The following is a 20282-nucleotide window of genomic DNA, read 5'->3' on the forward strand; positions in this document are numbered from 1 at the left end:
GTAACCCGGGGGTGGAGCGAAAAACGTCAGACCGCAGTTCGATCTTTCACACCCGTGCGATGGCTACCGTTTCGGCCATGCCAGAACTGACAGCAAGGAACGTCGGCCCGTCCGGAATCGAGATCGCCTACGAACGTTTCGGTGGCCCCGGGTCGCCGCCGGTCCTCCTGATCATGGGAGCGGGCGCCCAGATGATCAATTGGCCGGAGGAATTCTGCCAGGCGCTGGTAGACCGGGGTCTGCACGTGATCCGGTTCGACGCGCGCGACTCCGGCCGCTCGACCCATTTCCCCGACGCACCCGTACCGGACTTCGCGGCGGCCCTGGCCGGCGACCTCTCCACGGCGTCCTACACACTCTCCGACCTGGCGGCCGACGCCGTGGGCCTGCTCGACGCGCTCGGCATCACCGGGGCACACCTCGTCGGCTCGTCGATGGGCGGGATGATCGCCCAGATGATCGCGATCGAGTACCCGGAGCGGGTCCGCTCGCTCACCTCGATGATGTCCACGACCGGCGAGCGGGGTGTGGGGGAGGCCGACTTCTCTCTGTTCGCCGAACTGGGAGCACCCCCGCAGGACCGGGAGGCCTTCGTCGAGTGGCAGGTGCGCGCCCTGCGGCTCGCCGCGTCCCCGGGCTTCGCGTTCGACGCGGTCGCGGCGGCCGAGCGGGCCGGACGTGTCTTCGACCGGGGCTACGACGCTCTCGGCATCCAGAGGCAGGGCCTCGCGGTGGTGGCCACGGGCGACCGTACCGAACGGCTGCGGTCACTGCGGGTGCCCGCACTGGTGGTGCACGGCGCCGACGACCTCGTGTGCGACGTGAGCGGCGGTCGCGCCACGGCCGCCGCCGTTCCGGGCGCCGACCTGCTGATCCTGGAGGGAATGGGCCACGGCCTCCCGCGCGAACTGTGGCCCGAACTCGCCGACCGCATCGGCGAGTTCGTCCACCACGCCGAGACGGTCACCGCCTGACCGCTAACCCCGGTCCGAGTCGCCGCGTGCCCACCGCGCGGCTCGGACCGTCCCCTCCCTGATGTCCCGCTGGGGGAGTTGAAGGCCGAGTGAGATCTCCAGAGCGTGGAAGTACAGCTCGAAGTCGTGGAACAGCTCGGGGTGGTCCAGTTCGGCGTGGCGCACGGCCCGGTTGAGGAAGTCGAGTTGGCCGCCCCGGTAGTACGGGGCTCGGCCCCGCTTGTACCGGATCAGCTCCAGCATGCCCCAGTCGTCGTCGATGCGACGGCCGTCGCGTACGTAGTCGAAGGTGTAGATGGCCTTCGCGGAGGTAGCGGTCAATCTCACGGTCTCCGTGACACCGAGTCGGGCGAGAGCGGAGCTGTCGGCGCGGATGCCGGGCGGTGTCTCGTGGTACATCAGAAACGCCCAGCCGCCCGCCTCCCCGAAGTAGAAGGTCTGCCAGTCGGTCTCCCAGCCTTCGAGGCGGGGGTCGTCCCCGTCGCGCAGATCCAACAGCCTTGTCCCTGCGGTGACTTGTTCCGGGTCGGCTCCGTGGAGCAGGGCGATCCGCTCGGCGCTGACGCCCTCGCCGCGGAAGAAGGCGAGGGTGGTGCAGGGGTCCTGGTCGCGCCATCCGCGGACGATCCAGGCGAAGCGCTCCAGCGGGTCACGTCCACACGGCCGCGTCGTCTGCGTACGGTCCATGTCGGCTACGTCGCTCATGCCGCCGTCGCGGAATCTGCTTCCCCATACGGGGTTGATCCGGTCCAGCAACTCGGCCTGCCCGCTGACCAGATTGACGGCGGGACCGCGGCCGGGGGAGTGGGTCACGATGTGTTCGGTGAGATCGTGGACCGCCTGCTCCGCGACGAAGTACAGCACCTGGTCGTGGTCCTGGGTGGCGAAGACCTCCCGGTGGGTGTCCCGGTAACCGCGTACGGTGCCGTCCTCGTCCAGGACGAGGAAGAGGCCGCTGGTATCGACCGCACCGTGCCTGTGCTGGTCCCGCGATGTGCGGACGGGCGGGAACATCACGTCGTCGAGCAGGTCGGAGCCCGCCGCTATGGTGTGCCACGCGCGTCTGAGCGCGTCCTCCGTTGTCTGCATGGGCGTCAGTATGCAAGGGACCACTCTTGTGATCGCCGCCGGGCCTCTGTTCAAGTGGCGGGACAGGCACGGTAGTTGCGGACACCTGGACGCCCGTGTCCCGGCAACCAGGCTCGCCATCGCCTGTGACCTCGCCCGGTGTCACCACGGCACGCTCACCCTCATGGGCCGGGCCCCCGGCGCGAGTTTCGTGCTGCGGCTGCCCCGGGCGTCGGACTCCGGCGCCGGCAATGATGTGCCACCCAGGCACCGGAGTTGGCCCGTAGCAGGGAAATGCGTTGGACAACTCACCGGCAGGCGGCGACCGTTGGCGGAATGCGACAGGAGAAGATCTGGGACGCCGATACCGCCCAGCGGTACGACACCCCCGGCACCGGCATGTTCGCGCCCGGCACGCTGGAGCCGACCGTGGACCGCCTCGCACATCTCGCGGGGGACGGGGCGGCACTTGAATTCGCCATCGGGACCGGCCGGGTCGCCGTCCCGCTCGCCGAGCGTGGAGTCCCGGTCACCGGCATCGAGTTGTCGGTGCCGATGGTGGAGCAACTGCGCACCAAGACCGACGAAGCGACGATCCCCGTGATCATCGGCGACATGGCGACCACCGTCGTCCCGGCACGTACAGCCTCGTCTATCTCGTCTACAACACGATCTCGAACCTGCTCACCCAGGCCGAGCAGGTCGAGTGTTTCCGCAACGCCGCCCGTCATCTCACGCCCGGCGGACGGTTCGTGATCGAGCTCTGGGTACCGGAACTGCGCAAACTCCCGCCGGGTCAGAAGGCGACCGTCTGGCGGACCGACTCCGACTACATCGGCCTGGACACCTACGACGTCCTGCGCCAGCACGTCGTGTCGCACCACTTCCGGTACGACGAGACCGAGCAGGCGCGGCTGTACCGCAGTCCTCACCGGTACATCTGGCCGGCCGAACTCGACCTCATGGCGCAGCTGGCCGGGTTCGAGCTGGAGAGCAGGCACGGGGACTGGTCCGGCGCCGACTTCACCGCCGAATCGCGCCAACATGTCTCCGTCTACCGGGTGCCGCCGACGCCGTAGCCGCCTCAACTCGGCGGTGCGATACGGCACTTACGGCACCTGTGTCCCACCACCCGCTGCGCCCTCCGGGGCGTCCGTCAAGGGGATCCGGGCGGTGATGCGTTTGCCGACGGATTCGCGCTGAGCCTCGAAACCTCGCGCCACGGCCCGTACGATCTCCAGGCCGTGCTGGCCGACCCGTTGGGCGTCGGCGGCACGGGCGACCGGCAGCACCGGGTCGGAGTCCCACACCTCCACCTCGACCTGGGAATCGACGATCCGCAGATCCATCAACACCGGACCGGGCGCGTACTTACGGGCGTTGGTGACCAACTCGCTGACCACCAGCTGAGTGAGATCCATGGCGCGGGCCGACACCGGCAGCCCATACTCGACCTGCGCCCGGGCCAGGAATGTCGCGGCCAGCCGACGGGCCTCGGCGATGCAGGAGCCGTCGCCGTCCAACGCCACGGTGGACCGAAGGGCCGGGGCCTGCGGTGCTGGGTCGTCGTCCTCCGATGAATCTGGTTGCATCCGGATCGTTTCACCGCCTTCCGCGTTCCCGCGCATACCCCGTGAAGCGATGCGCACTCCGTCAATCTCCGTCGACTCCACCGGACACAAGCATCAACCGTACGATGCGGGGCAGCACTTCGGATGAAAATCCTGATCCGTAACGCTCACCGACCTGTGTATGAGGACAGATGGCGCACACCGAACAAGCGGGGCAGCCGGGGCGGTTGTCGGTCAGGACCGACGTCGTCGACGGAACCTTGGTCGTGGCTGTTGCCGGAGAGATCGACCAGCAGACAGGCGGCACACTGAGGGAGGCGCTGGAGCCACCGGAGGGCGCCGCACCGCGCATTGTCATCGACCTGCACCACGTCACCTTCATGGACTCCAGCGGCATCAACATTCTCATCGCCGTACACACCGCTCTCGTCGAAGCGGGCGGCTGGCTGCGCTTGGCCGGGGCCGCCGCACCCGTGCTGCGCGTCATCCAACTCGTCGGTATCGACGGCTTCATCGAATGCCACCCGACGGTCCAACAGGCCCTTGAGGGCTGACTGTTGCGGTGCCCGTGAAATTTACTGTGGGGTGGCCGCAGACCACCCGACTGCCCACACCCGCCGCGGACTTGAAGGCGGACGGCGACCGGCGCATCGTCGACCAGCTCTTGGCCCGGGCTGCTCTCCTACGCCCCGCTCGCCTCGCTCGTGATCGCGGCGAGTTCCTGATCGAGCGCCGGAGCGATACCGCCGACGTCGCGGCCGACGCGCCGCCGTACCCTCCGTACGAAGTCCGCGGTGTCCGCGACGGGCAGCCACACGCGTGCGACGGACGGGGAGCCGAGGGCCACCTCGATGCCCGCGAGCGGGTCCGGCGCGGGTCGTACGGTGATGTCTCCGTCGCCGGCCGGGTACATCAGGCCCAGCGCGAGCAGCTCCCAGGCAAAGGTCCAGGTGACCTCCATGCCGTCGGGCCCGACCAACACCAGCCGCACCGCCAGGCAGTCGTCCGGCCGGTACACCAACTCCGTGGCGACGACGGCCCCTTCGTCTTCCGCCAGCACCACGAACCCGGTCATGCCGACCCTCAGGGGATTGCCGCCCGAGTACTTCCTCACGACAGCAACTCCCGTTCCCAGGAAGAGGAGTTCGGCGCGATCACATCAGGCACGACGAGACTCCTCGCACAGGAAGAAGGCAGACCTGCCTGCCGAAGCACTGGACTGCGCTCGCTTGTGCCCCGTCCGTACGGTCCGAAACAGATCAGCCTCGATCCCCGGATCCCACTTGGACACAAAGGTGTTGAGCAGACCGGCGTGATGGGTGAACTCGCGGTAGTGGTCCGTCGCGACACGGTTGCGCTCGAAGCGTCCCTCGACACGCTGATCGACTGCCTGCGCGGGCACGATGACCGTTGACGTGGGTGCGGGGCCTGTTCGCCGGTCGTGCAGATCGGCGAACAGGCCCCGCATTGTTGCTAGTTGCTAGTTGCTAGTTGCTAGTTACGACGGCCCGCCGGGCCGTGGCTGACCGAGTCCTGGTCCCCTGTGCCGGAGACCGGCCCGGAGGTGTCGGAACCGGTGCCGGTGCCGGACTTGGGTTCCTGGGTGCGGTCGGCGTTGCCGGGCCACCAGGCGGCGTGGCCGATCAGGGCGGTGAGGCTCGGCGTGAAGAACATCGCCATCACGAAGGCGGCGACGGCGATGCCGAAGGAGACGGCGAAGCCCATCTCCGTGAGCAGCGCGTTGCCCGCCAGCATCATCGTCGCGAAGGTCGCCGCGAGGATGAAACCGGCCGCGGCCACGGTGGGCCCCGCGTGCCGTAGCGCCATGCTCGCCGCCTCGCGCGGATCGCGGCCCTCGCGGGCCTCCTCGCGGAGCCGGGCGATCATGAGGATGTTGTAGTCCGTGCCGATGGCGACCACGAAGAGATACATGATCACCGGGAGCATGAACATCAGCCCCGGGTGTCCCTGCGCGTCCTGGAAGATCCAGACGGTCGCCCCGAGGGTGGCGCCGAAGCCGAGACCCACCGAGGCGATCAGGTACCACGGCGCGACCACGCTGCGCAGCAGCAGCCCCAGGATCAGCATGATCAGCAGGGCGGCGACGGGGAACACGGTCCGGTAGTCGTGGTTGACCGCCGCGTTGATGTCCTTGTAGATCGAGGACATACCGCCGACCACCGCCTCGGTGCCGTCGGGCGCGGCGGAGTGCGCGACGTCGCGCACCCGGCCCACGGTGTCGATCGCCTTCTCCGTGGACGCCTCGTACTTCAACGTGACGGTGAAGTCCGCCGTGGTGCCGCCCGGGTTGACCTGGCTCATGCGGGCGCTCGCGACGCCGTCCACGGCCCCGAGCTTCTCCGCGTAGGAGGTGAACGCGGTCTTGTCGAGCGGCTTGCCGTCGGTGCTGGAGAGATAGACGTCGGTGGGGGCCGCGGCGCCCGCCGAGTACGCCTTCTGCATCTCGTCCTGGACGACCATCGACTCCTTGGTCTTGGGCATGGAACCCGAGGCCAGGTCGAAGGTGGCCTTGTAGCCGAGGGTGCCCAGCGACAGCGCGACGAGAACGAGCCCGGAGAGCGCGGCCGCCAGCGCGGGCCGGCGCTGCACACCGCGTCCGAGAGCCGCGAACCGGGCGTTCTCCGGCTCCCGTTGCCAGGACTTGGAGGGCCAGAAGACCTTCGGCCCGATCAGCGACACCACGGCCGGGATCAGGGTCAGGCCCGCGATCAGGGTGACGGTGACCGAGATGGCCAGCGCCGGGCCCATCTGCTTGAGGAAGCCCAGCGTGGACAGCACCAGCGCGAGGAACGCGATGATGACCGCGCCGGCCGCCGAGGCGATGGCCTCGCCGACCCGGGCGACCGCGTTGACCATGGCCTGCTTCGGTTCGTCACCCGCCCGCAGACGTTCTCGGTACCGGAACATCAGGAACAGGAAGTAGTCCGTGCCCACGCCGAACAGCACGACGATCAGGATCGACGAGACGGAACTGTTGGCCTGGAGGCCGAACAGCTTGGTGGCGTACGCGATCAGCCCGTTGGCGATGGACGCCACCACGCCGATCAGGACCAGCGGCAGGACGGCGAGGATCGGCGCCCGGAAGATGATCAGCAGGGTCACCAGAATGATGAGGAAGGTGCCGATGCCGATCAGTGCCTCCCCGCGCTTCGAGGAGTCCTGCTGGTCGAGGGCCTGCGCGGCGGAACCGCCGAGCTTCACTTCGAGGTCCGTGCCCTTGGCCAGCTGTTTGACGTCGTCGCGCAACACCTTCGCGGCATCCGCCTGCACGGGCTGACCGGCCTTCTTGCTGTCCATCTGGACCAGGGTCATGGTGTACCTGCCGTCCTTGGACGGCTGGCCGGGGACCACCTTCTGCACCTGGTCGATGTGCTTCTTGCCCAGCTCGGTCGTGATCCGGGCGACATCCTGCTGGTCGGCGGCGGTGAGCTTGCCGCCGTCGGTGCGCTGGTACAGCGCGATCGCGGACGGGGTGAACGCGCTGGGGAACGCCTTCGCCTGGAGATCCGCCGCTTTGATGGACTCGTAGCTCTTGGGCAGGAAACTGCTCTCGTCACTGTTGGAGGGCAGGCCGGGCGCGGTGGCGACAATCGCCACCGCCGCGATCAGCCAGGCCACGATCGTCCAGACGGGGTGTCTGACGACTCCAGTGCCTATACGTCGAAACATGCGGGAGGTCCTCCTGGGAAGGAAGATCACCGCAGCCCGGGGAGCGGACCCCGGCATCGGCGACCCCGACCGGTCCTCACCCGTGGGCCGGTCGAACGGTTGTCTTTCGTCTTGTCCTATCGGTCACGCGTGAAGATTCATAACACACGCATAGTCGCGGCACAGGTCCGCACGAACGGGTGGTTGTCTGTGACCCGTCCTCCTCCACCACGTTGTGCCGCGGGGCGGCACGCTCGCCGCCTGTGGAGACCGCCCGCCCGGCGGGTGCCAGGAGAGGAAATCATGGGAGCAGCGAAGTGGTCCACGGCTTTTGGAGCCGCGGGGTTGGTCCTCGTGGCCGTGACGGTATCGGCCACCGCCCAGGGACAGACGCCGCACGCACACCTGGCCGGACGTGTCGTCCTCACCAACACGGACAACGGCCGGACGGTGCCCGCGAGTTCGGGTGGCGATGTCGAGATCCGGCTCACCCACTCCCGCGAGCGCGGATTCACCTACACCTGGACCGCTCCGGAGTCCGGTGACTCGGCGGTGCTCGGGCACGCTTCCGACGCCACGTACCCGTCCGGAGACGCCACCGCCGTCTTCCACGCGGCATCCGCCGGCGCCGCCACCGTCACCGCGCAACGCCGCTGCGTCCCCGACCCCGGCAGCCTCTGCCCCCTGCTCGTCGAGACCTGGAAGGTGACGATCGAGGTGAAGTGACCCGGTGGCCGGTCGGCCGGGACCTCGGTGTCGGTAGGGTGCTTCCGGAGGTGGTCAAGTGGCCGACACTGTGCGGGAGTTGAGCGAGTCGCCGGAATCCACGACCGTGGTGGTCATCGGTGCGGGCCCGGCCGGCCTGACCGTCGCGAACCTGTTGCGGCGCAGCGGGATCGACTGCGTCGTCCTGGAGCGGCAGACCCGCGAGTACGTGGCACAGCGCCAGCGGGCAGGCATCGTCGAGACCCGCGCCGTCCGGATGTTCGACTCCTGGGGGCTGGCCGACCGCGTGCTGGGCGGTGTCCCGCACGACGGCATCCTGGAGCTCCGGGTCGACGGCGAGACACACCTGGTGAACGACTACGACGGCTCCGAGGGCCCCACGGCCCGCCTCTGCCCCCAGCAGATGCTGGTCCAGAAGCTCACCGCCGCCTACCTGGAGGACGGCGGCGACCTGCGCTTCGAGGCCGCCGACGTCTCCCTGCACGACCTGACCGACGACCGCCCCACCGTCCGCTACCGCACCGCGGACGGCGGCCTCCGGACGATCACCTGCTCCTACGTCGCGGGCTGCGACGGCGACCACGGCATCAGCCGCACGGCCGTCCCGGACGGGGCCCTCACGCCGTACGCCTTCGATCACGGGATCGGCTGGCTGACGGTCATGGCCGACGCCCCGCCGCCCGCCCACCCGCTCCTGGCCGTCAGCCCGCAGGGCTTCGCGGCCCACTTCCCGCGCGGCCCGTACGCCAGCCGCTACTACCTCCAGTGCCCGCCGGACGATCGCCCCGACGCCTGGTCCGACGCCCGCGTCTGGGACGCGCTGCGCACCCGGCTCGGCGACCCGGCCCTCGTCTCCGGCCCGATCACCGACCGCGAGATCTTCCGGCTCCGCAGCCTGGTCCACGACCCGATGCAGTACGGCCGCCTCTTCCTCGTCGGCGACGCCGCGCACATCGTCTCGCCGATGGGCGGCAAGGGGATGAACCTCGCTCTCTACGACGCCGATCTCTTCGCCCGAGCCGTACGGGACGCCGTCCATGACGGTGACGACACCGCCCTGCGCAGCTACTCGCAGCGATGTCTGCGCCGGGTCTGGAGCGACCAGGAGTTCTCCCACTGGATGACCCGGATGCTCCACGACGCGGGTGACGCCACCAACTCCGGTCCATTTCACCGGAGTTTGGCCCGCGCCCGGCTCGACCGGCTCTTCACCTCACCCGGCGCGGCCGGCGCCTTCTCCGAACTCATGACGGGGATGGACTTCGGAGAGGGCGCCGGGCCGCAACCGCGTTGACCTGTCAGGCTGTTGAGCCCTCGACGGTCAGGTGCCGGGCGAAGAAGCGGACCGCGCTGTCCGCCTCGAACCTGGGCAGTTCCTTGTGCGTGCCCGAGTTGATGTGCAGCGACTTCTCCTTCGAGGCGAAGGCGTCGAACAACGCGAGACCGGATGAGCGGGGGATGTGTTCGTCGTCCCACTGCAACGCGAACTCGATCGGGACGATGATCCGCCGCGCCGACTCGGCGAGGGTCTCGTCGTACCAGAAGAGGCCCAACACCGCGGCGGTGATGCGGGGTTCGCCCGCCGTCAGCGGTACCCCGATCGCGGTGCCCATGTTCAGGCCGTAGTAGCCGACGGGTCCTTCGGCGCCGATCTCCGGGAGTTCCTGGAGGGCGTCCAGGGTCGCGAGCCACTCCAGTACGGCTCGCTCGGCGAGGTGGGCGTTGTAGCGGACGACAATCTCGCCGACCGGTTCGCCCGCCGCCATCTTCCGTTGCATCAAGGCGATTTCGCGCTCGTCGTGCGGTGTGCGCGGGCGGTCGCCGTGGCCGGGGGCGTCGATGGTGGCGACGTGGAAGCCTGCGCCGTTCACGAGGCGCTCCGCACGGCCCGCCATGGCGGGCGACTTCCTGTGGTTGCCGCCGCCGTGGCCCATCAGGACCAGGGGAGCGCGTTCGGAGGCGGAGGCTGCGGGGGACCAGAGCGCGCCGGTGACCTCGCCGACGGCGAAGTCGCGGACGAGAACACCGTTCGACGATGTCTCGGCGGTGAAGTACAGGGATCTTTGGGAGAGTTCCATGATGGTGCCTTTCGGGATCGCCTTGGTGTGAAGCGCTCCCGGCGACACCTATGCCGCTGGCCCAACCGTGGAAAAGAGGGGGAGCACCCACCTGGATACTGCGTTCATGGGTCTCACCTCCTCGTGCGGTGTCACGGCCAACGGCAAGTTAGCAGCCCGCTTGTCGTCGCGGCCAACATTTTTCCGTCCCGGGGCTGCTGCATGCGCGTACATCTAATGTTCTTGACATCTTCCAGGGCCGACGACGTAGGTTGAGGCGATCGCTCCCGGACAGGTGGAGGCCCCGATGCGTGTACGCGACGCCGCACCCCACGGTGCCGTCCCGGGCGCGTGGCTGATCATCCGGCGGCATGTCGACTACTGCCGTACCGCCTCCGCCGTCTGTCCTTCCACACGCCCCTGACCCCTGCCGGCTCCCTCGGGCCGGCCGTCTCGACGTGTTCTCGGAAGGAACCCCATGTCCGGCCCCGCCCTGCGGCTCGCCCTCGAAATCGACGGCGACGGTGCCCATTCCGCGGCCTGGCGCCGCGCCGCCCACTCGCCCGACCAGCTCCTGAGCCCGCGCCGGGTGGCCCGTGTCGCCGCCGCCGCGGAGAACGCCGGGTTCACCCTGCTCACCCTGGACGACAGCGCGCTTCCGCCCGGTGCCGGATCCGACGTGGTCGGCCGGATCGGTGCGGTGGAGCGGGCCGCGTTCATCGCCGCGTCGACGAGTGTCGTCGGCGTCGCGCCGGTCGTGCCGCTCACCTATGCCGAACCCTTCCATGTCTCAAGCCAGTTGGCGTCCCTGGACCACATCTCGGTCGGGCGCGCCGGGTGGGTGGTGAGCGAGGAGACGCGGCCCGAGGCGGCCGCCGTCTGGGGGCGCCCGCTCGTCGACGGGGCCCTGGCCCGGGCCCGTGAGTCCCGCGACGGCGTCGAGGTCGTCCGCGCCCTGTGGGACTCCTGGGAGGACGACGCGGTCATCCGCTCCGTCGCCACCAGCCGCTACCTCGACCGCGACCGGCTGCACTACGTCGACTTCACCGCCGACACCTACACCGTGAAGGGCCCGGCGATCGTGCCGCGTCCACCACAGGGCCAACTCGTCGTACTCGGCAGCCCGGAGCGTGTACCCGGCGATCAACTCGACGTCGCCCTCGTCACGGGCCGCGACCTCGCAGCCGTCACCACGAGTGCGTCCGCCGCCGGAACGCCGCGTACTTTCGCTGAGGTCGAAGTCGTCCTCGACACTGCCTGCGCCACGGCCGAGGAACGCCTCGCCGACCTTGAGCGGCATGGAAGTTGGAGCGACCGGGGACGGCTGCGCCACATCGGTTCCGCCGCCGGACTGGCCGCTCTGCTGGGGGAGTTGAGGGGAGTGGTGGACGGAGTGCGCCTGCACCCGCTGGTGTTGGACGAGGACCTCCCGGAGCTGTCCCGGCTGGTCCTGCCCCACCTCTTCGAACGGCGGTACGCCGTACGGCCGTTGCCCGCCGCGACCTTGCGCACCCACCTGGGCCTGGACCGGCCCGCCAACCGCTACGCCGCCGCGGCCGCCCAGGAGGACGCACGATGACCCGCACCGACCCCCTCGACGTCCCCCGCCCGGATGCCCGACTCCACCTCGGTGTCTTCTTCCAGGGCGTCAACCACTGGACCGTCTGGTCCGACCCGGCCAGCGGTTCGCAGATCGACCCCGCCAACTTCCGGCGCGTCGCCCAGACCGCCGAACGAGGCCTGTTCGACGCGTTCTTCCTGGGGGAGGGGCTGCGGCTGCGTGAGGTCGACGGTCAGATCCACGACCTCGACGTCGCCGGGCGGCCCGACGCCATCACCCAACTCGCCGCCCTGGCCGCCGTGACGGAGCGCATCGGTCTGGTCAGCACGTCCAACACCACCTTCAACGAACCCGCCGACCTCGCCCGCCGCCTGTCCGGCCTCGACCTGCTCTCCGAGGGCCGCGCCGGCTGGAACGTGGTGACCACCGACAACGCCTGGACCGGCGCCAACTTCCGCCGCGGCGGCTACCTCGACCACGCCGACCGCTACCGCCGCGCCGAGGAGTTCCTCACCGTCGCCCGCGCGATCTGGGACAGCTGGCAGGACGCGGCCGGGTCCGGCGCGGCCGACGCCCCGGCCTGGGCGGCACCCGGCGCCGTACGCCAAGTCCGCCACCAGGGAACGCAGTTCGACGTCGACCTCGCCCCCACCCTCCCGCGCAGCACCCAGGGCCACCCGGTGATCTTCCAGGCCGGGGACTCCGGCGAGGGCCGGGACTTCGCCGCCCGCAACGCCGACGTCATCTTCTCCGCGCACGGCAACGACTTTGACGACGCGCTCGCCTTCGCCGACGACCTGCGGCGCCGACTGCGGGCCGTCGGCCGCCCCGAGGACGACCTGCGCATCCTCCCGGGCACCGAGATCATCATCGGCGCCACGGAGGAGGAGGCCCTGGAGAAGAAGCGCTGGATCCGTCTCCAACAGGTTACGCCCGCAACCGCGTTGGGGATCGCCGGGCTCCTCTGGGGCATCGACCTCTCCGGCCGCGACGCCGACGGGCCGCTGCCCAAGGAGGACCCGGTCGTCGCCGAGAACGACGGTTCCTTCGGTGCGCGACGGATCGCCGACCCGCGCCAAGTCGTCGCCGAATGGCGGGAGAAGGCCGACGCGAACCGCTGGTCGCTGCGCGAGACCGTCATCGCGCTCGGCCCCCAGCGCGGCCACGTCGGCACCCCGGCGGGACTGGCCGACAAGTTCGCCCACTTCGTCCGGCACGGCGCCGTCGACGGCTTCAACGTCACCCCGTATCTGATCCCCGACGGCCTGGACGACATCGTGGACCTGCTCGTCCCCGCACTCCAGGAACGCGGCGTCTACCGCACCGAGTACACCGGTACGACCCTGCGTGAACACCTGGACCTGCGCGAACCCCTCACCCACCGCACCACGACGGACCGGCGCCGAGCGGGCTGACCCACCGGCACTTGCGGGTGTGCCGGTAATGAATGCGAAGCCGTTCCCATTGATCCCGGCTGATGGGTGCACGGTCACCGCTCGTGAAGCAGGCGCAGGCCCAGCGGAGTCGCCGAGTGCCGTACGAACTGGCCCTCCCGGCGACTGGCGATCAGACCTCCGTCGCGCAGTACGCCGAGCTGGTAACTGGCGCTGGGCAGCGCGATGTCGGCCGCCGTCGCCACCTCGGACGTCGTACGCGCTCCATGACTGGCGAGACCCACCAGGACGACCGCCCGGGTACGGCCCAGCAGCCGCTCCAGCCCGTCCTTGCTCGCGCGGACGATCTCCAGGGGCTGCTTGGCGACCGGGTGGACGAGCACCGGCCCGAGCATGGGATCCGCGAGCGCGGTGGGCCTGCGCCAGCAGAAGTACGACGGGATGAGCAGCAGGCCGCGCCCTTCGAGATGGAGTTCGCGGTCGACGGGATAGTCCACCTCCAGGACGGGAGCCTGCCAACGGGCGTGCGGGCGCAGCGTGTTGAGCAGCGCGGAGGTGCCTCCGTCGAGGAGCGCGCGCGAGCGCAGCTCGACGTCGTTGCCGACGGCTGTGCGGATGTGGGGCCAGTACGGTTCGAGCAGTGTCTTGCAGGACAGTTCGAGGGCCCGCGTCAGCGTCCCCAGGGCCTTGGTGCCCGGTCGGTCGAGAGTGGACACCCAGGACGGCAGCGGACGGGACTCGGCGAGTCGCCCCAGCTCACGGGTCAGCCGGGTGCGGGAGGTGGCCCGCACCTCGTCGAGACCGACGGCCAGACCGCCGCCCGTGACCGACGGCGTGAGGAAGTCGGGGATGTAGCCCACGGGCGGAATCAGCGTCTGTAACGGCGCCAGGGCCCGCCGGGCCCGCGGATCCTTCGCCAACGCCTCGCGCACCGACCGACGCCAGTGCCCGTACTCCAGCGCCCCCTGCCGCGCGTCCAACCGGCAGACACCGCACACGAGTTCCCAGAGCGCATGCGGCTGACGAGCGACCCGGATGTTCTGCAGATCCTGCGACGTGAAGTGGATACGGAGCATGCGGCCTCTTTCCTACGCGTCGTCGGTGCGCAGTGTCGGTGGGCGTGCAGCCGCGCGAGAACCGGCGCGTCTCTAAGGGGGACGACTCAGGGGCACGCATGGTTGTCGAAGGGGGACGGAGGGCCGTATCAGGCCGAACCTCCCCGCTCACGGGGCGTCTTCAGCCCGGCCTCGACGGACACCGGCAGCCGGTTCTCCGCCGGCGGCAGCGGGCAGGTGGCCAGGTCGGTGTAGGCGCACGGCAGATTCGTCGCGCGGTTGAAGTCGAGGACGACCGTGCCGTCGGCGGCCGGCTGGGCGAGCGCGAGGGCTCGGTTCGCGGCGTAGGTGGTCACCCCGGAGGTGGCGTCGGTGAAGAGCAACAACAGTCCGCCGGGCCCCCGCCCGGGGAACGCGGTCAGGGCCAGCGGTCGCCCGTCCAACTCGAACTCGACCCGGCCCGGCGCGTCGTACACGTGCTCCAGCCCCTCGACCGCCGCGCCCACGGTCGTCGGACGCGGCGAGTCGAAGGCCGTGTAACGTCCCCGCACCACCCAGCGGGGATCCGGCGCGTAGGCAGGCGTACCGGCGAACGCGGTGCGCAGCGGCGCGTCCGGATGCCGGGGCCGCACGATGTCGTTCCCGCCCCGTCTGGCCACCTCGATCACGGCGTCGCCCCACACCGCGTCGACCCCGCCCCGCTCGGGCAGCACACCGAAGCGGTGCTCACCGCGCACCGGCGTCCCCGCCACGACCAGTTCCTCACCGTCGTCGAGGGCTACGGCTACCCCGTCGTCGTCGGTCCACCAGGCACCCGGCGCGTCCGGGAACCGCTGCGGCCGGTCGTCGAGCCAGTGCAGCCCGGTGATCGCCAGGAACCCGTGCGGAGCGGCGAGCCGTTCCTCCTGCCCGCGATACCACTCCAGCCAGTCCTGGGTGAAGGTCTGGAGGCCCGTCGTATTCAGGTCCACGGTCATGGTCGCTGCTCCTTCGTCGCGCTGGGCCCGGTCCTGAAGCGGGGCCGTACCAGTGGCAACCCCGGTCGCCCGGCGGGGGATTCCGGCTCGTGTGTGACAGCTTCGTGTCAGGCCGGAGGAGGGGCGGGCCGCCGTGCGCTCCTGCGACGCGCCCGCACCACCCGGCGGGCCACCATCCACCCGTACGTGGGACGGCATTGTTCGATTTTGAGCCGCTAGCATTTTGTGCACGCCGAGCCATGAAATTGCATGACGGGATTTCATGGGGCCTCCACCTGTGCGGTTTCGGGGCCGCGTCGAAGAAGGCCGGAAAAATGGGCTTGTCGAACGGAGAGGGTTCTTCTCTGATGCAGGACTTCACGAACGGAATGGCCGCCGACCTCATCCCGGGAACGTGGGTGAAGAGCCGTAAGTCCGAAGCGAACGGCATGTGCGTCGAGCTGGCCGCGCTGCCCCGAGGCGGCGTGGCCGTACGGAACTCGACCGACCCGGGCGGACCCGCGCTGATCTTCACCGCCGAGGAGCTGGGCGCATTCCTCGACGGCGCGAAGAGGGGGGAGTTCGACACCTTCGGCAGTCCCAACTAGGCGTCGGAGTACATAAGTTCGGGCAACTCCTCCGGGGTGGGCGTGTCATCATGTGAAGGTGACTGCCCATTGAAGGAGAAAGCGTGTTCCCGGACCCGATTCCGATCAATCGTCTGGCCCGGCATACGGCCGGGCCGGACACGACAAAGACCGCCGCCATCATCATGCTCGGTCTTGCCGTCAAGGATTTACGCGATGCCGCCGGACTCACGCAGAAAGAGCTGGCGAAGGCCATCCTCGTTTCGAACTCGACCATCAGCCGTCTGGAGAATGCCGACTCGATGCCCGAGGGGCGCACGGTCGAAGCGGTGATGGCGTATCTGAAACTCGACGGACCGGCCCGGGACAATGTGACGATGCTGTTCTCCCGCGCCCAGGAACCGGAGTGGTTCCAGAACAGATTCGACGACTGCACCCCCGACTACCTGCGGCGGCTTCTCGGTCTCGAGTCCGTCGCCATCGGCCTCACCACGTATGACGTACGTCTGGTGTCGGGCTTGCTGCAGACTCCGGCGTACGCGAGCTGCATCCTCCGCACGGGCCTGCACCTCACCGAGTGGGACAGCCCCGAGATGGCGTTACGGGTCGCCATGCGCCGGGAGCGGCAGGAGCGGGTGTTCGGCCAGGCCGAGCCGCCGCGCTGTGTGTTCCTCATGGACGAGTCCGTCCTGCTGCGGCGGGCCGGCTCGGACGAGGTGATGCGCGGCCAGATGCTCCACCTCGCGGAGCTGGCCGGGCTCCCGCACATCACCATCCGCTTCGTGCTCCTCGACCGGATGATCGCGGGCAACGAGGCGTCGATGGCGGGCGGCATGGCCCACCTCCAGTTCGGCCGCGGCGGCCTTCCCGACCTCGTCTACGTCGAGGGCTACCGCAAGGCCGACTACTACAACAAGCCCGCGCTGAGCGCCGAGGAGCGGGCGAAGCCCTGGCCGACGAAGGAGAACGACTTCGAACGGCATCTCCAGCTCCTGCTGCGCATCCAGGGCGAGGCGTGTGCCTCACCCATGGAGAGCCGGCGCATGCTGGACGAGGCCGTCGCGAGGTATTCCTAGTCGCAGGGATTGCTGGCCGCCGGGCCCCGCTAATTCCGGGGTGGTACCTTCCCCAGCCCGCCGAACTCCGTCCATTCGATGCTGCGTTGGCGTTGCTGGAGCTCGGAGTCGGGTCGCCAGTCGGTCACATCGACGAGTCCCGGGTCCTGCACGAGGAGCTTCTCGAAGATCTCCGCCACGTCCGCTTCCTCCCGGACCCTGCCCCAATTGCCCCCGGTCTGGACCCGCATGAGCTCGGTGACGTCGTCGCGGACCTTCTGATCGTCGCTCACCAGCTGGCACACGACGACGAAGCTGCCCGGGGCGAGCTCGTCAACGACCCGCTCCACAAAGGCCTTTGGGTCGGCGCTGTCCGGCAGGCAGTGCAGTACGGAGATGAACAGGGCCGCCGCCGGCTCGGCGAAGTCGATGAGCCGGGTGAAGTCCGGGTGCCCGAAGATGGTCTCGGTGTCCGTCATGTCGACCGACAGGATCGCGGTGTTGTCGTTCTCGTCGAGCAGGGACTGGCCCAGCGACAGGACGACGGGATCGTTGTCGATATAGACGACATGGGATTCGGGGTCGACTTCCTGCGCGATCTGATGCACATTGCGCTGCGTCGGAAGGCCCGAGCCGAAGTCGATGAACTGCCTGATTCCGTGCTGTTCTGCCAGCACCCGCACCACGCGCTGGAGGAACCACCGGTTGTTCAGCGCGATCTCGCGCGAGGTGGGTGCCACCTCCAGCAGTAACTCGCAGGCATTCCGGTCTGCTTCGAAGTTGTTGCTGCCGCCCAGTAGCCAGTCGTACATCCGTGCCGCGCTGGGCAACGACAGATCGACATGATTCTTCTCCACCAACGGCCCGTCCCCTCGCCGAATCCGCCCCATCCGAAGTGGAGTCGCCCATCCTAGGAGGGCGGCACCCGGCCGCACCACCGCTGGTTCGGGTGAACCGTGGCGCAGACCGGCGAAAGGTGGCGGATCTCGGCATCCGGCAGGCGACCGCGTACGCCGGAGGGGTCACAGGTGCCTCAAGGGCGCCTCCGTGTCGACGAGTTGCGGAAGGGTTCGACGCGCGGCGGCGAGAGCCGCTTCGACCACGGACGGTTCGGTACCCATCAGCTCGGCCGCCTCGGCGACACGGAACCCCAGCAGGCGGCACAGCACCCAGCTGTCCGCGCACGCGGCGTTGGGGAGCCGCTGGTAGAGGACGGCCAGGACCGGTTTCTGCGGCGCGGAACGCTCGCTCTGCCGCTCGACCTGATGGCGGAGTTCTTCCCAGACCTCGGCGGCGGGGCAGGGCTGGCACATCAGCCACTCCCACCGTGCGCGGGCGGCCGTCAGCGTGGCTTCCACGACAGCGGAGGACCGTACGCCCGCGGACAGACGGGCCTCGGCGTAGAGCGTGTAGCGGGGGGAGTTCCGTTCGGCGAAGGCCGCGAACCCGAGGTCCGCGATCACCGGATTAACCGTCGCTGACGTGGAGTGGCCGCAGGGGGAGTGGCTCGGCGGCACGGAAGAATGAGGGGCGCTCGGTGAATCGGTTCGTTCATTTGGTTTATTCCTTGTGCATCTGCTTCATCCCGGGGACGTGATGGAGAACCTTTCCCCGGCGGTCCGCCAAGTGGGCCCAAAAGGAAACTACCGCGTGGAACAGGGCGGTTGAGCTGTCCCGCCCATCCATGCAAAGTCATTTTTGCGCCCATAACATCGCGGTCAGCAGGGGTCGAATTTCATCGGGATTCGAGCCATTCTGGTGGCGAAGGGGAAGCTCCAGTACCTCTTCGATCCTTTTCGATCAGCCTCGCGGAGTGACGATCATGAGCACCTTCCCGACCGCACGAGATGTCAGGACCACCCCCGAAGGACTCCTGTGGGAGCCGAGCCCACGCTGGGTGCGAGGCCGCAAGGGCGACACCACCGTCGTGGACAGCAGGCACCCCGTCCTCGTGTGGGAGCCCGCCGTACCCGTACCGACGTACGCCTTCCCGCACGACGAGGTCCGCGAGGACCTGCTCAGCCCGGCGAAGAACCCGCCGACCGGCACGCACACCGGGTCACGGATCTTCTACGACCTTCAGATCGCGGATGAGTCGGTGGAGAACGCGGCCTGGACCTACCCGGCGGACGACCTGGCCGAATACATCGCCTTCGAGTGGTTCCGGCGGGTCGGGCGCGGGCTGGACCACTGGTACGAGGAGGAGGAAGAAATCTTCATCCACCCCCGCGACCCGCACAAGCGAGTGGACGCCGTCCCCGGCAGCCGGCACGTCCGGGTCGAGATCGGCGGCACGGTCGTCGCCGACACCCACCGCCCGGTGCTGCTCTTCGAGACCGGCCTGCCGACCCGGTACTACATCCCGCGCGAGGACGTCCGCCTGGACCTGTTCGAACCGACCGACCACAGCACCGGGTGCCCGTACAAGGGCACCGCCACGTACTGGTCGTGGCAGGGCGAGCCCGGTGTTCCCGGCGTTCCCGGTGTCCCGCCGAACATCGTCTGGAGCTACCCGGAGCCGCTGCCCGCCGTCGGTGCCGTAAAGGATCTGCTCGCCTTCTACAACGAGGCGGTCGACATCGTCGTGGACGGCGAGGCACTGGAGCGCCCGGTCACGCCGTTCACCGAGGCGCTCTCGGGGCAGTCGTCGACGTGACGGTACCGGTGAAGTCCAGCCCTGTTGGTTCGAGTTGAGGTGAAACACCGACAACCGGGCAGTCGACTCCTTGCACATGCCTCTTCGACGGTTGTCGTGCTCCGGAACTGGCAAAGGGATGTTGAAGGATATTGATGGAGAGTCACAAAAAGGATGAGAAGAAGCAGGAGCCGAAGCGCAAGGTGCTCGATCTGACCGCTGTGCAGGTGGTGGCGAGTGCGCTTGCCACCGTGGTGGGCGCGGTCCTCGCGTCCCTGTTGGGGGTGGCCGGGACGATCATCGGCGCCGCCGTGGTCAGCGCCAGCGCCACCACCGGCGCCGCGGTCTTCCAGCACGCCTTCCGGCGCACGGGCGAAGGGATCCGCAGAAGAGTGCCGTCGGTGGCGATGGCGATGGCGCTGACGCCGAGTGAGGAGCGGGCCGTACAACGCGCGGACGCCCGGGCGGCGTTCGCGTTACCGGACGACACCTCGGCCGATGCCGCGACACCGTCCGACGCCCTCTCCGACGAGGAGTCGGTGACCACGTATCGTGCGGCCGGCACCGGATCCTTCTGGAAGTCCATCGGCTGGAAGAAGTACGCCCTGGCGACAGGCCTGGTGTTCGCGCTGGCGATGGTCACGGTGACCGCGGCGGAGTTCGTCATGGGCAAGCCGTTGGCGGCCGCGGTCAGGAACGAGTCCGGCAAGGGCACTTCGCTGGGGGGTGGCTCGGCCGCCAAGAACACTCCGGCACAGAGCCCGACACCCACGCCGCTGACGTCCAGCAGCGCGGGGTCGTATTCGGGTGGCACCGCCTCGCCGTCCGCGAGCGCAAAGCCGGAGACCGGTTCCAGCTCCGGTGCCCGCCCGAGCCACAGCGCCGCCTCCAGCCCCGCGGCATCGGCATCGTCCGTACCGTCCGCGAGCGGTGACGCCGTGAACAGCCCCGACGCCACCGCTCCTTGAGCTCGG

The 20282-nt window shown here is 69.1% G+C and carries 20 protein-coding genes and 1 pseudogene; 11 read left to right on the forward strand and 10 right to left on the reverse strand.

Features of this window, described 5'->3' with window-relative positions:
* Positions 1-77: 77 nt before the first annotated feature.
* Positions 78-974: an alpha/beta fold hydrolase gene (locus tag OG588_RS48100; protein ID WP_405952837.1), complete on the forward strand. Its 897-nt coding sequence runs from the start codon at positions 78-80 to the stop codon at positions 972-974.
* 3 nt (positions 975-977) lie between these two features.
* Here the strand turns inward: OG588_RS48100 and OG588_RS48105 are convergent, their stop codons facing one another.
* Entirely contained in the window at positions 978-2063 is a 1086-nt protein-coding gene (locus OG588_RS48105; RefSeq protein ID WP_405952838.1) for a hypothetical protein, read from the reverse strand.
* Positions 2064-2378: 315 nt separating this feature from the next.
* On the opposite strand from OG588_RS48105, the pseudogene OG588_RS48110 reads away from it, so the two are divergent.
* Positions 2379-3121 (forward strand): annotated as a pseudogene (locus tag OG588_RS48110) (class I SAM-dependent DNA methyltransferase).
* Positions 3122-3151: 30 nt separating this feature from the next.
* Here the strand turns inward: OG588_RS48110 and OG588_RS48115 are convergent.
* Entirely contained in the window at positions 3152-3634 is a 483-nt protein-coding gene (locus tag OG588_RS48115; protein ID WP_405952839.1) for an ATP-binding protein, read from the reverse strand.
* A gap of 170 nt (positions 3635-3804) precedes the next feature.
* Here OG588_RS48115 and OG588_RS48120 point away from each other — a divergent pair, with 170 nt between their 5' ends.
* Positions 3805-4167 (forward strand): STAS domain-containing protein, encoded by a 363-nt coding sequence (locus OG588_RS48120; protein ID WP_405952840.1) that lies wholly within the window; start codon positions 3805-3807, stop codon positions 4165-4167.
* 128 nt (positions 4168-4295) lie between these two features.
* Here OG588_RS48120 and OG588_RS48125 read toward each other — a convergent pair whose 3' ends face one another.
* From OG588_RS48125 to OG588_RS48135, 3 genes are read right to left on the reverse strand one after another with little or no spacing between them, the layout of a single operon-like run.
* A complete protein-coding gene (locus OG588_RS48125; protein WP_405952841.1) occupies positions 4296-4727 on the reverse strand; it encodes an SsgA family sporulation/cell division regulator in 432 nt (143 codons plus the stop codon).
* A gap of 45 nt (positions 4728-4772) precedes the next feature.
* The gene (locus tag OG588_RS48130) at positions 4773-5081 is read right to left on the reverse strand and encodes a hypothetical protein (protein ID WP_405952842.1); all 309 of its coding nucleotides are present in this window, start codon (positions 5079-5081) and stop codon (positions 4773-4775) included.
* A 26-nt stretch (positions 5082-5107) separates the two neighbouring features.
* The gene (locus tag OG588_RS48135; protein WP_405952843.1) at positions 5108-7303 is read right to left on the reverse strand and encodes an MMPL family transporter; all 2196 of its coding nucleotides are present in this window, start codon (positions 7301-7303) and stop codon (positions 5108-5110) included.
* A 282-nt stretch (positions 7304-7585) separates the two neighbouring features.
* Between OG588_RS48135 and OG588_RS48140 the strand changes: the two genes are divergently transcribed.
* Both OG588_RS48140 and OG588_RS48145 read left to right on the forward strand, forming a co-directional pair.
* Positions 7586-8008 carry a hypothetical protein gene (locus OG588_RS48140; RefSeq protein ID WP_405952844.1) on the forward strand — a complete coding sequence of 141 codons (423 nt, stop codon included), beginning with the start codon at positions 7586-7588 and terminating at the stop codon, positions 8006-8008.
* A gap of 58 nt (positions 8009-8066) precedes the next feature.
* The gene (locus tag OG588_RS48145; protein ID WP_405952845.1) at positions 8067-9302 is read left to right on the forward strand and encodes a 4-hydroxybenzoate 3-monooxygenase; all 1236 of its coding nucleotides are present in this window, start codon (positions 8067-8069) and stop codon (positions 9300-9302) included.
* Between the two features lie 4 nt (positions 9303-9306).
* Here OG588_RS48145 and OG588_RS48150 read toward each other — a convergent pair whose 3' ends face one another.
* Positions 9307-10086, reverse strand: coding sequence for an alpha/beta hydrolase (locus OG588_RS48150; protein ID WP_405952846.1), 780 nt, complete (start codon positions 10084-10086; stop codon positions 9307-9309).
* A 457-nt stretch (positions 10087-10543) separates the two neighbouring features.
* Here OG588_RS48150 and OG588_RS48155 point away from each other — a divergent pair, with 457 nt between their 5' ends.
* Entirely contained in the window at positions 10544-11644 is a 1101-nt protein-coding gene (locus OG588_RS48155; RefSeq protein ID WP_405952847.1) for an LLM class flavin-dependent oxidoreductase, read from the forward strand.
* Entirely contained in the window at positions 11641-13041 is a 1401-nt protein-coding gene (locus OG588_RS48160; protein ID WP_405952848.1) for an NtaA/DmoA family FMN-dependent monooxygenase, read from the forward strand. Before OG588_RS48155 ends, OG588_RS48160 begins: the two co-directional genes overlap by 4 nt.
* 74 nt (positions 13042-13115) lie before the next feature.
* Here the strand turns inward: OG588_RS48160 and OG588_RS48165 are convergent, their stop codons facing one another.
* Together OG588_RS48165 and OG588_RS48170 are read right to left on the reverse strand one after the other, a co-directional pair.
* The gene (locus OG588_RS48165) at positions 13116-14096 is read right to left on the reverse strand and encodes an ArsR/SmtB family transcription factor (protein ID WP_405952849.1); all 981 of its coding nucleotides are present in this window, start codon (positions 14094-14096) and stop codon (positions 13116-13118) included.
* A 128-nt stretch (positions 14097-14224) separates the two neighbouring features.
* Positions 14225-15052: a DUF1684 domain-containing protein gene (locus tag OG588_RS48170; protein ID WP_405952850.1), complete on the reverse strand. Its 828-nt coding sequence runs from the start codon at positions 15050-15052 to the stop codon at positions 14225-14227.
* 347 nt (positions 15053-15399) lie between these two features.
* Here OG588_RS48170 and OG588_RS48175 point away from each other — a divergent pair, with 347 nt between their 5' ends.
* Together OG588_RS48175 and OG588_RS48180 are read left to right on the forward strand one after the other, a co-directional pair.
* Complete coding sequence (locus OG588_RS48175) at positions 15400-15639, forward strand: DUF397 domain-containing protein (protein ID WP_405952851.1); 240 nt, start codon at positions 15400-15402, stop codon at positions 15637-15639.
* Positions 15640-15722: 83 nt separating this feature from the next.
* Positions 15723-16694 carry a helix-turn-helix domain-containing protein gene (locus OG588_RS48180; protein ID WP_405952852.1) on the forward strand — a complete coding sequence of 324 codons (972 nt, stop codon included), beginning with the start codon at positions 15723-15725 and terminating at the stop codon, positions 16692-16694.
* A gap of 29 nt (positions 16695-16723) precedes the next feature.
* On the opposite strand, the gene OG588_RS48185 is transcribed toward OG588_RS48180, so the two are convergent.
* Positions 16724-17563: an SAM-dependent methyltransferase gene (locus tag OG588_RS48185; protein ID WP_405952853.1), complete on the reverse strand. Its 840-nt coding sequence runs from the start codon at positions 17561-17563 to the stop codon at positions 16724-16726.
* Positions 17564-17695: 132 nt separating this feature from the next.
* Positions 17696-18136, reverse strand: coding sequence for a hypothetical protein (locus OG588_RS48190; protein ID WP_405952854.1), 441 nt, complete (start codon positions 18134-18136; stop codon positions 17696-17698).
* Positions 18137-18495: 359 nt separating this feature from the next.
* Between OG588_RS48190 and OG588_RS48195 the strand changes: the two genes are divergently transcribed.
* On the forward strand, positions 18496-19329 hold the full coding sequence (locus OG588_RS48195; protein WP_405952855.1) for a DUF427 domain-containing protein: 834 nt from the start codon (positions 18496-18498) through the stop codon (positions 19327-19329).
* Positions 19330-19463: 134 nt separating this feature from the next.
* Positions 19464-20276 (forward strand): hypothetical protein, encoded by an 813-nt coding sequence (locus tag OG588_RS48200; RefSeq protein WP_405952856.1) that lies wholly within the window; start codon positions 19464-19466, stop codon positions 20274-20276.
* The last annotated feature ends 6 nt before the right edge of the window (positions 20277-20282 follow it).

It is taken from the genome of Streptomyces prunicolor (assembly GCF_045162825.1).
In the GTDB taxonomy this organism is placed as follows: Bacteria; Actinomycetota; Actinomycetes; order Streptomycetales; family Streptomycetaceae; genus Streptomyces; species Streptomyces prunicolor.

Coding starts and splice junctions, on each gene's coding strand:
- OG588_RS48170 (WP_405952850.1), bottom strand. CDS start 15,052: ATGACCGTGGACCTGAATACGACGGGCCTCCAGACCTTCACCCAGGAC.
- OG588_RS48185 (WP_405952853.1), bottom strand. CDS start 17,563: ATGGGGCGGATTCGGCGAGGGGACGGGCCGTTGGTGGAGAAGAATCAT.
- OG588_RS48130 (WP_405952842.1), bottom strand. CDS start 5,081: ATGCGGGGCCTGTTCGCCGATCTGCACGACCGGCGAACAGGCCCCGCA.
- OG588_RS48160 (WP_405952848.1), top strand. CDS start 11,641: ATGACCCGCACCGACCCCCTCGACGTCCCCCGCCCGGATGCCCGACTC.
- OG588_RS48155 (WP_405952847.1), top strand. CDS start 10,544: ATGTCCGGCCCCGCCCTGCGGCTCGCCCTCGAAATCGACGGCGACGGT.
- OG588_RS48175 (WP_405952851.1), top strand. CDS start 15,400: ATGCAGGACTTCACGAACGGAATGGCCGCCGACCTCATCCCGGGAACG.
- OG588_RS48100 (WP_405952837.1), top strand. CDS start 78: ATGCCAGAACTGACAGCAAGGAACGTCGGCCCGTCCGGAATCGAGATC.
- OG588_RS48120 (WP_405952840.1), top strand. CDS start 3,805: ATGGCGCACACCGAACAAGCGGGGCAGCCGGGGCGGTTGTCGGTCAGG.
- OG588_RS48140 (WP_405952844.1), top strand. CDS start 7,586: ATGGGAGCAGCGAAGTGGTCCACGGCTTTTGGAGCCGCGGGGTTGGTC.
- OG588_RS48165 (WP_405952849.1), bottom strand. CDS start 14,096: ATGCTCCGTATCCACTTCACGTCGCAGGATCTGCAGAACATCCGGGTC.
- OG588_RS48115 (WP_405952839.1), bottom strand. CDS start 3,634: ATGCAACCAGATTCATCGGAGGACGACGACCCAGCACCGCAGGCCCCG.
- OG588_RS48105 (WP_405952838.1), bottom strand. CDS start 2,063: ATGCAGACAACGGAGGACGCGCTCAGACGCGCGTGGCACACCATAGCG.
- OG588_RS48150 (WP_405952846.1), bottom strand. CDS start 10,086: ATGGAACTCTCCCAAAGATCCCTGTACTTCACCGCCGAGACATCGTCG.
- OG588_RS48135 (WP_405952843.1), bottom strand. CDS start 7,303: ATGTTTCGACGTATAGGCACTGGAGTCGTCAGACACCCCGTCTGGACG.
- OG588_RS48200 (WP_405952856.1), top strand. CDS start 19,464: ATGGAGAGTCACAAAAAGGATGAGAAGAAGCAGGAGCCGAAGCGCAAG.
- OG588_RS48195 (WP_405952855.1), top strand. CDS start 18,496: ATGAGCACCTTCCCGACCGCACGAGATGTCAGGACCACCCCCGAAGGA.